Annotated in this window: 8 protein-coding genes; all 8 read left to right on the forward strand. The window is 67.7% G+C overall.

Annotated elements, in window-relative coordinates; translation table 11 throughout:
* Positions 1-393, forward strand: a 393-nt coding sequence (gene ccmA, locus ACLJRS_RS23475) for a heme ABC exporter ATP-binding protein CcmA (RefSeq protein WP_410957906.1), incomplete at its 5' end; no start/stop codon positions are given.
* A complete protein-coding gene (gene ccmB / locus ACLJRS_RS23480; protein ID WP_000990035.1) occupies positions 390-1,049 on the forward strand; it encodes a heme exporter protein CcmB in 660 nt (219 codons plus the stop codon). The genes ccmA and ccmB, both read left to right, overlap by 4 nt.
* A gap of 51 nt (positions 1,050-1,100) precedes the next feature.
* Positions 1,101-1,838 carry a heme ABC transporter permease gene (locus ACLJRS_RS23485; RefSeq protein WP_000266009.1) on the forward strand — a complete coding sequence of 246 codons (738 nt, stop codon included), beginning with the start codon at positions 1,101-1,103 and terminating at the stop codon, positions 1,836-1,838.
* On the forward strand, positions 1,835-2,047 hold the full coding sequence (gene ccmD / locus ACLJRS_RS23490) for a heme exporter protein CcmD (RefSeq protein ID WP_000074107.1): 213 nt from the start codon (positions 1,835-1,837) through the stop codon (positions 2,045-2,047). Before ACLJRS_RS23485 ends, ccmD begins: the two co-directional genes overlap by 4 nt.
* Positions 2,044-2,523 carry a cytochrome c maturation protein CcmE gene (gene ccmE / locus ACLJRS_RS23495; RefSeq protein WP_001053618.1) on the forward strand — a complete coding sequence of 160 codons (480 nt, stop codon included), beginning with the start codon at positions 2,044-2,046 and terminating at the stop codon, positions 2,521-2,523. Before ccmD ends, ccmE begins: the two co-directional genes overlap by 4 nt.
* Positions 2,520-4,451: a heme lyase CcmF/NrfE family subunit gene (locus tag ACLJRS_RS23500; RefSeq protein WP_000982531.1), complete on the forward strand. Its 1,932-nt coding sequence runs from the start codon at positions 2,520-2,522 to the stop codon at positions 4,449-4,451. The genes ccmE and ACLJRS_RS23500 overlap by 4 nt, the downstream gene beginning before the upstream one ends.
* Positions 4,448-5,005, forward strand: coding sequence for a thiol:disulfide interchange protein DsbE (dsbE, locus tag ACLJRS_RS23505; protein ID WP_000828296.1), 558 nt, complete (start codon positions 4,448-4,450; stop codon positions 5,003-5,005). Before ACLJRS_RS23500 ends, dsbE begins: the two co-directional genes overlap by 4 nt.
* Positions 5,002-5,915, forward strand: a 914-nt coding sequence (locus tag ACLJRS_RS23510; RefSeq protein WP_350400609.1) for a cytochrome c-type biogenesis protein CcmH, incomplete at its 3' end; no start/stop codon positions are given. The genes dsbE and ACLJRS_RS23510, both read left to right, overlap by 4 nt.

A 5,915-nucleotide genomic window follows, 5' to 3' on the forward strand; every position in this document is an offset into this window, starting at 1 on the left:
CTGCTGTGGATAGGGCACCAGCCGGGGATCAAAACCCGCCTGACGGCGCGGGAGAACCTGCACTTCTTCCACCCCGGCGACGGCGCGCGTCTCCCGGAGGCGCTGGCGCAGGCCGGGCTGGCGGGATTTGAGGACGTGCCGGTCGCCCGGCTCTCGGCCGGGCAGCAGCGCCGGGTGGCGCTGGCCCGCCTGTGGCTGACCCGCGCCGCGCTGTGGGTGCTCGACGAACCGTTCACCGCCATTGACGTTAACGGCGTGGCGCGCCTCACCCGGCGGATGGCGGCGCACACGGCGCAGGGCGGGATGGTCATTCTCACCACCCACCAGCCGCTGCCGGGGGCTGCGGACACCGTCCGCCGCCTGGCGCTGACCGGCGGGGGGACGGGGCTGTGATGTGGCGTGTCTTCTGTCTCGAACTGCGCGTGGCGTTCCGCCACGGCGCGGACATCGCCGGCCCGCTGTGGTTCTTCCTGATGGTCATCACCCTGTTTCCGTTAAGCGTCGGGCCGCAGCCGCAGCTGCTGGCGCGTATCGCGCCGGGCATCATCCAGGTGGCGGCGCTGCTGGCCTCGCTGCTGGCGCTGGAGCGGCTGTTTCGCGACGACCTGCAGGACGGCAGCCTGGAGCAGCTGATGCTGCTGCCGGTGCCGCTGCCGGCGGTGGTGCTGGCGAAGGTGCTGGCCCACTGGGCGGTGACCGGCCTGCCGCTGATGATGCTCTCCCCGCTGGTGGCGCTGCTGCTGGGGATGGACGTGTACGGCTGGAAAATCATGGCGCTGACGCTGCTGCTCGGCACGCCGGCGCTGGGGTTTCTCGCCGCGCCGGGCGTCGCGCTGACGGCCGGGCTGCGGCGCGGCGGCGTCCTGCTGGGCATTCTGGTGCTGCCGCTGAGTGTCCCGGTGCTGATTTTCGCCGCCGCGGCGATGGACGCGGCATCGATGCATTTACCCGCTGACGGCTATCTGGCGGTGCTGGGAGCGCTGCTGGCGGGCAGCGCGACGTTAAGCCCGTTCGCCACCGCGGCGGCGCTGCGCATCAGCGTGCAGTAGCGCCCCGGCGCGACGGACATTTTACTGGTTTCAGGAGGTCAGGTGACGACTATGTGGAAAACCCTTCATCAGCTGGCGGCGCCGCCCCGGCTGTATCAGATTTGCGGCAGGCTTGTGCCGTGGCTGGCGGCAGCCGGCATCATTGTGCTGGCCACGGGCTGGGTCCGGGGCTTTGGTTTCGCCCCGGCGGACTACCAGCAGGGGGAGGGCTACCGCATTATGTACCTGCATGTCCCGGCGGCCATCTGGTCGATGGGTATCTATGCGGCGATGGCGGTGGCGGCGTTCACCGGGCTGGTCTGGCAGATGAAAATGGCCAGCCTTGCCGTCGCGGCGATGGCGCCGGTGGGGGCGGTGTACACCTTCATCGCGCTGGTCACCGGCGCGGCGTGGGGCAAACCGATGTGGGGCACCTGGTGGGTGTGGGACGCGCGCCTGACCTCGGAGCTGGTGCTGCTGTTTCTCTACGCCGGGGTCATCGCCCTGTGGCACGCCTTTGACGACCGCCGGATGGCCGGGCGCGCGGCGGGCATTCTGGTGCTGGTCGGCGTGGTGAACCTGCCGGTTATCCACTATTCCGTCGAGTGGTGGAACACCCTGCACCAGGGCTCGACGCGGATGCAGCAGAGTATCGACCCGGCGATGCGCTCGCCGCTGCGCTGGGCCATCGCCGGCTTCCTGCTGCTCTTTATGACGCTTTCGCTGATGCGGATGCGCAACCTGATTTTACTGATGGAAAAACGCCGCCCGTGGGTGAGCGAACTGATACTGAAAAGGGGGCACCGGTGAGTCCGGCATTTTCATCGTGGAGCGATTTTTTCGCCATGGGCGGGTACGCCTTTTTTGTCTGGCTGGCGGTGGCGATGACCGTGGCGCCGCTGGCGCTGCTGGCGCTGCACACGGTGCTGCAGCGCCGGGCCATTCTGCGCGGCGTGGCGCTGCAGCGGGCGCGCGAGGCGCGGATGCGTGCCGCACAGGCGCAACAGGAGGTGGCGTGAACCTGCGACGTAAAAACCGGCTATGGGTGGTCTGCGCGGTGCTGGCGGGCCTGGGGCTGACCACCGCCCTGGTCCTGTACGCGCTGCGCGCGAATATCGACCTGTTCTATACCCCCGGCGAAATCCTCTACGGCAAGCGCGAGACGCAGCAGCTGCCGGCGGCGGGCCAGCGCCTGCGTGTCGGCGGGATGGTGATGCCCGGCAGCGTCAGGCGCGACCCGGACTCGCTGAAGGTGAACTTCAGCCTCTACGACGCCGAAGGGTCGGTGACGGTGAGCTATGAGGGGATACTGCCGGACCTGTTCCGCGAGGGGCAGGGGGTGGTGGTGCAGGGCACCCTGGAGAAGGGCAACCACGTCCTGGCGCACGAGGTGCTGGCCAAACATGACGAGAACTACACCCCGCCGGAAGTGGAAAAGGCGATGCAGGAAAACCACCGCCGCCCGCAACGCGCTGATAAGGACACCTCATCATGATGCCTGAATACGGCCACGCGCTGCTGTGCCTGGCGCTCGGCGTGGCGCTGCTGCTGTCCGTTTACCCGCTGTGGGGCGTGGCGCGCGGCGACGCGCGGATGATGGCGTCGGCCGGGGTGTTCGCCTGGCTGCTGTTTATCTGCGTGGCGGGCGCGTTTTTCGTGCTGGTGCACGCCTTTGTGGTTAACGACTTCACCGTGGCCTATGTCGCCGGCAACTCGAACACGCAGCTGCCGGTGTGGTACCGGGTGGCCGCCACCTGGGGGGCGCACGAGGGCTCGCTGCTGCTGTGGGTGCTGCTGATGAGCGGCTGGACCCTGGCGGTGGCGGTGTTCAGCCGGCGGGTGCCGGCGGATATCGTCGCCCGGGTGCTGGCGGTGATGGGGATGGTCTGCGCCGGTTTTCTGGCGTTCATCCTGTTCACTTCCGGCCCGTTCGCCCGCACGCTGCCGGCCTTTCCGGTGGAGGGGCGCGACCTGAACCCGCTGCTGCAGGACCCGGGGCTGATTTTCCACCCGCCGCTGCTGTACATGGGCTATGTCGGCTTCTCGGTGGCCTTCGCCTTCGCCATCGCCGCGCTGCTGAGCGGGCGTCTGGACAGCGCGTTCACCCGTTTTGCCCGCCCGTGGACGCTGGCGGCGTGGGTGTTCCTGACGCTGGGCATCGTGCTCGGCTCGGCGTGGGCCTACTACGAGCTGGGCTGGGGCGGCTGGTGGTTCTGGGACCCGGTGGAGAACGCCTCCTTTATGCCGTGGCTGGCGGGCACCGCCCTGCTGCACTCGCTGGCGGTCACCGAACAGCGCGCCGGCTTTAAGGCGTGGACGCTGCTGCTGTCCATCTGCGCCTTCTCGCTGTGCCTGCTGGGCACCTTCCTGGTGCGCTCCGGGGTGCTGGTGTCGGTGCACGCCTTCGCCTCCGACCCGGCGCGCGGGATGTTTATCCTCGCCTTTATGGTGCTGGTCACCGGCGGCTCGCTGCTGCTGTTCGCCGTGCGCGGGCACAGGGTGCGTTCGCGGGTGAACAACACGCTGTGGTCGCGCGAGTCGCTGCTGCTCGGCAACAACGTCCTGCTGATGGCCGCCATGCTGGTGGTGCTGCTGGGCACCCTGCTGCCGCTGGTGCACAAACAGCTGGGGCTGGGCAGCATTTCGGTGGGGGAGCCGTTCTTTAACACCATGTTCACCTGGCTGATGGTCCCCTTTGCCCTGCTGCTGGGGGTGGGGCCGCTGGTGCGCTGGGGCCGGGACCGGCCGCGTAACATCAGGAAACTGCTGTGGGCTGCCGTTGTCACCACCCTGGTGCTGTCGGTACTTTTGCCATGGCTGCTGGAAGATAAAATCATCGCCATGACGGCGGTGGGGATGGCGATGGCCTGCTGGATTGCGGTGCTGGCGGTGGCCGAAGCCGTACAGCGCGTGTCCCGCGGCACGAAAACCTCTCTCAGCTACTGGGGAATGGTGGCGGCGCACCTCGGGCTGGCGGTGACGATTACCGGCATCGCCTTCAGCCAGAATTACAGCGTGGAGCGTGACGTGCGGATGCGGGCGGGCGACAGCGTGACCATTCACGACTACCGCTTCACCTTCCGGGAGGTGCGGGACATCACCGGCCCCAACTACCGCGGCGGGGTGGCCCTCATCGGGGTGACGCGCCACGGCGAGCCGGAGGCGGTGCTGCACGCGGAGAAACGGCTCTACAACACCAGCCGGATGGTGATGACCGAGGCGGCGATTGACGGCGGGCTGACCCGCGACCTGTACGCCGCGCTCGGGGAGGAGCTGGACAACGGCGCGTGGGCCGTGCGCCTGTATTACAAACCGTTTGTCCGCTGGATATGGGCCGGGGGGCTGCTGATGGCGCTGGGCGGGCTGCTGTGCCTGGCGGACCCGCGCTACCGCCGCCGTAAACCATTGCCGGAGGCCGGATGAAACGCAACGTACTGTTATTACCGCTGCTGATTTTTCTGCTGATTGCCGCGGCGCTGCTGTGGCAGCTGGCGCGCAACGCGCAGGGGGATGACCCGACGAATCTCGAATCGGCACTGACCGGAAAGCCGGTGCCGGCGTTCCGCCTGGAATCGCTGGAGACGCCGGGTCAGTACTATCAGGCGGAGGTGCTGACGCAGGGGAAACCGGTGCTGCTTAACGTCTGGGCCACCTGGTGCCCGACCTGCCGCGCCGAGCATCAGTACCTGAACCAGCTTTCTGCGCAGGGTATCCGGGTGGTCGGGCTGAACTATAAGGACGACCGGGCGAAGGCGGTGGCCTGGTTAAAGGAACTGGGCAACCCGTATGCGCTGAGTTTATCGGACAGCGACGGGATGCTGGGGCTGGACCTGGGCGTGTACGGCGCGCCGGAAACCTTCCTCATCGACGGCAGGGGGATTATCCGCTACCGCCATGCGGGCGATTTGAATGCCCGGGTGTGGGAGAGTGAACTGAAACCGCTGTGGGACAGATACAGCCGGGAGGCGGCGCAATGAGACTGTTACCGGGCATGGTGATGCTGATGCTGGCGCTGGTTATCGCCGGGTCAGCGCGGGCAACCACCGACGTGATGCCGTTTAAAGATGAAGCGCAGGAGCAGCAGTTCCGCCAGCTCACGGAGCAGCTGCGCTGCCCGAAATGCCAGAACAACAGCATTGCGGACTCGAACGCGATGATAGCCACCGACATGCGCCGCAGGGTGTATGACCTGATGCAGGAGGGGAAGAGCCGCCAGGAAATCATCGATTACATGGTGGCGCGCTACGGCAACTTCGTCACCTACGACCCGCCGCTGACCCCGCTGACGGTGCTGCTGTGGGTGCTGCCGCTGGCCGCCATCGTGGCGGGCGGGTGGATAATCGTCGCCCGCACGCGCCGGCGGGTGCGCCTGCGCCGGGAGCCGCTGCCGGCGGACACCCCGGTTTGCGGCGCGCGCGCCGGGTGGGGCGTTTACGTGCCGGGCGTGGTTATTGCGCTGGTCGTGGCCGCCATCAGTTACTCACAGACCGGCAGCTATCCGCAGGTGAGGGCCTGGCAGCAGGCAACGGCGCAGACGCCCGGGCTGCTGGCGCGGGCGCTGGACCCGCAGGCGCAGCCGCTGAATGAAGAGGAGATGGCGCGGCTGGCGCTGGGGCTGCGCACCCGCCTGCAGAATGATGCCGGCAATGTTGAGGGCTGGCTCATGCTGGGGCGCACCGGTATGGTACTGGGTAATGCCGGTACCGCCACCGGGGCGTATGCGAACGCCTACCGCCTGGACCCGAAAAACCGCGATGCGGCGCTGGGCTACGCGGAGGCGCTGACGCGCTCGTCCGACCCGGAGGATAACCGCCGCGGCGGGGAGCTGCTGCGTCAGCTGGTGAGCCGCGACCACACGGATATCCGGGTGTTAAGCCTGTATGCGTT

Origin of the sequence: Salmonella sp. SAL00670, assembly GCF_046552235.1 — a bacterium.
In the GTDB taxonomy this organism is placed as follows: Bacteria; Pseudomonadota; Gammaproteobacteria; order Enterobacterales; family Enterobacteriaceae; genus Salmonella; species Salmonella enterica.

What these genes read in the sequence shown, in the direction of transcription:
- ACLJRS_RS23485 (WP_000266009.1), top strand. Translation starts at nt 1,101, where the DNA reads ATGTGGAAAACCCTTCATCAGCTGGCGGCGCCGCCCCGGCTGTATCAG.
- ACLJRS_RS23500 (WP_000982531.1), top strand. Translation starts at nt 2,520, where the DNA reads ATGATGCCTGAATACGGCCACGCGCTGCTGTGCCTGGCGCTCGGCGTG.
- dsbE (WP_000828296.1), top strand. Translation starts at nt 4,448, where the DNA reads ATGAAACGCAACGTACTGTTATTACCGCTGCTGATTTTTCTGCTGATT.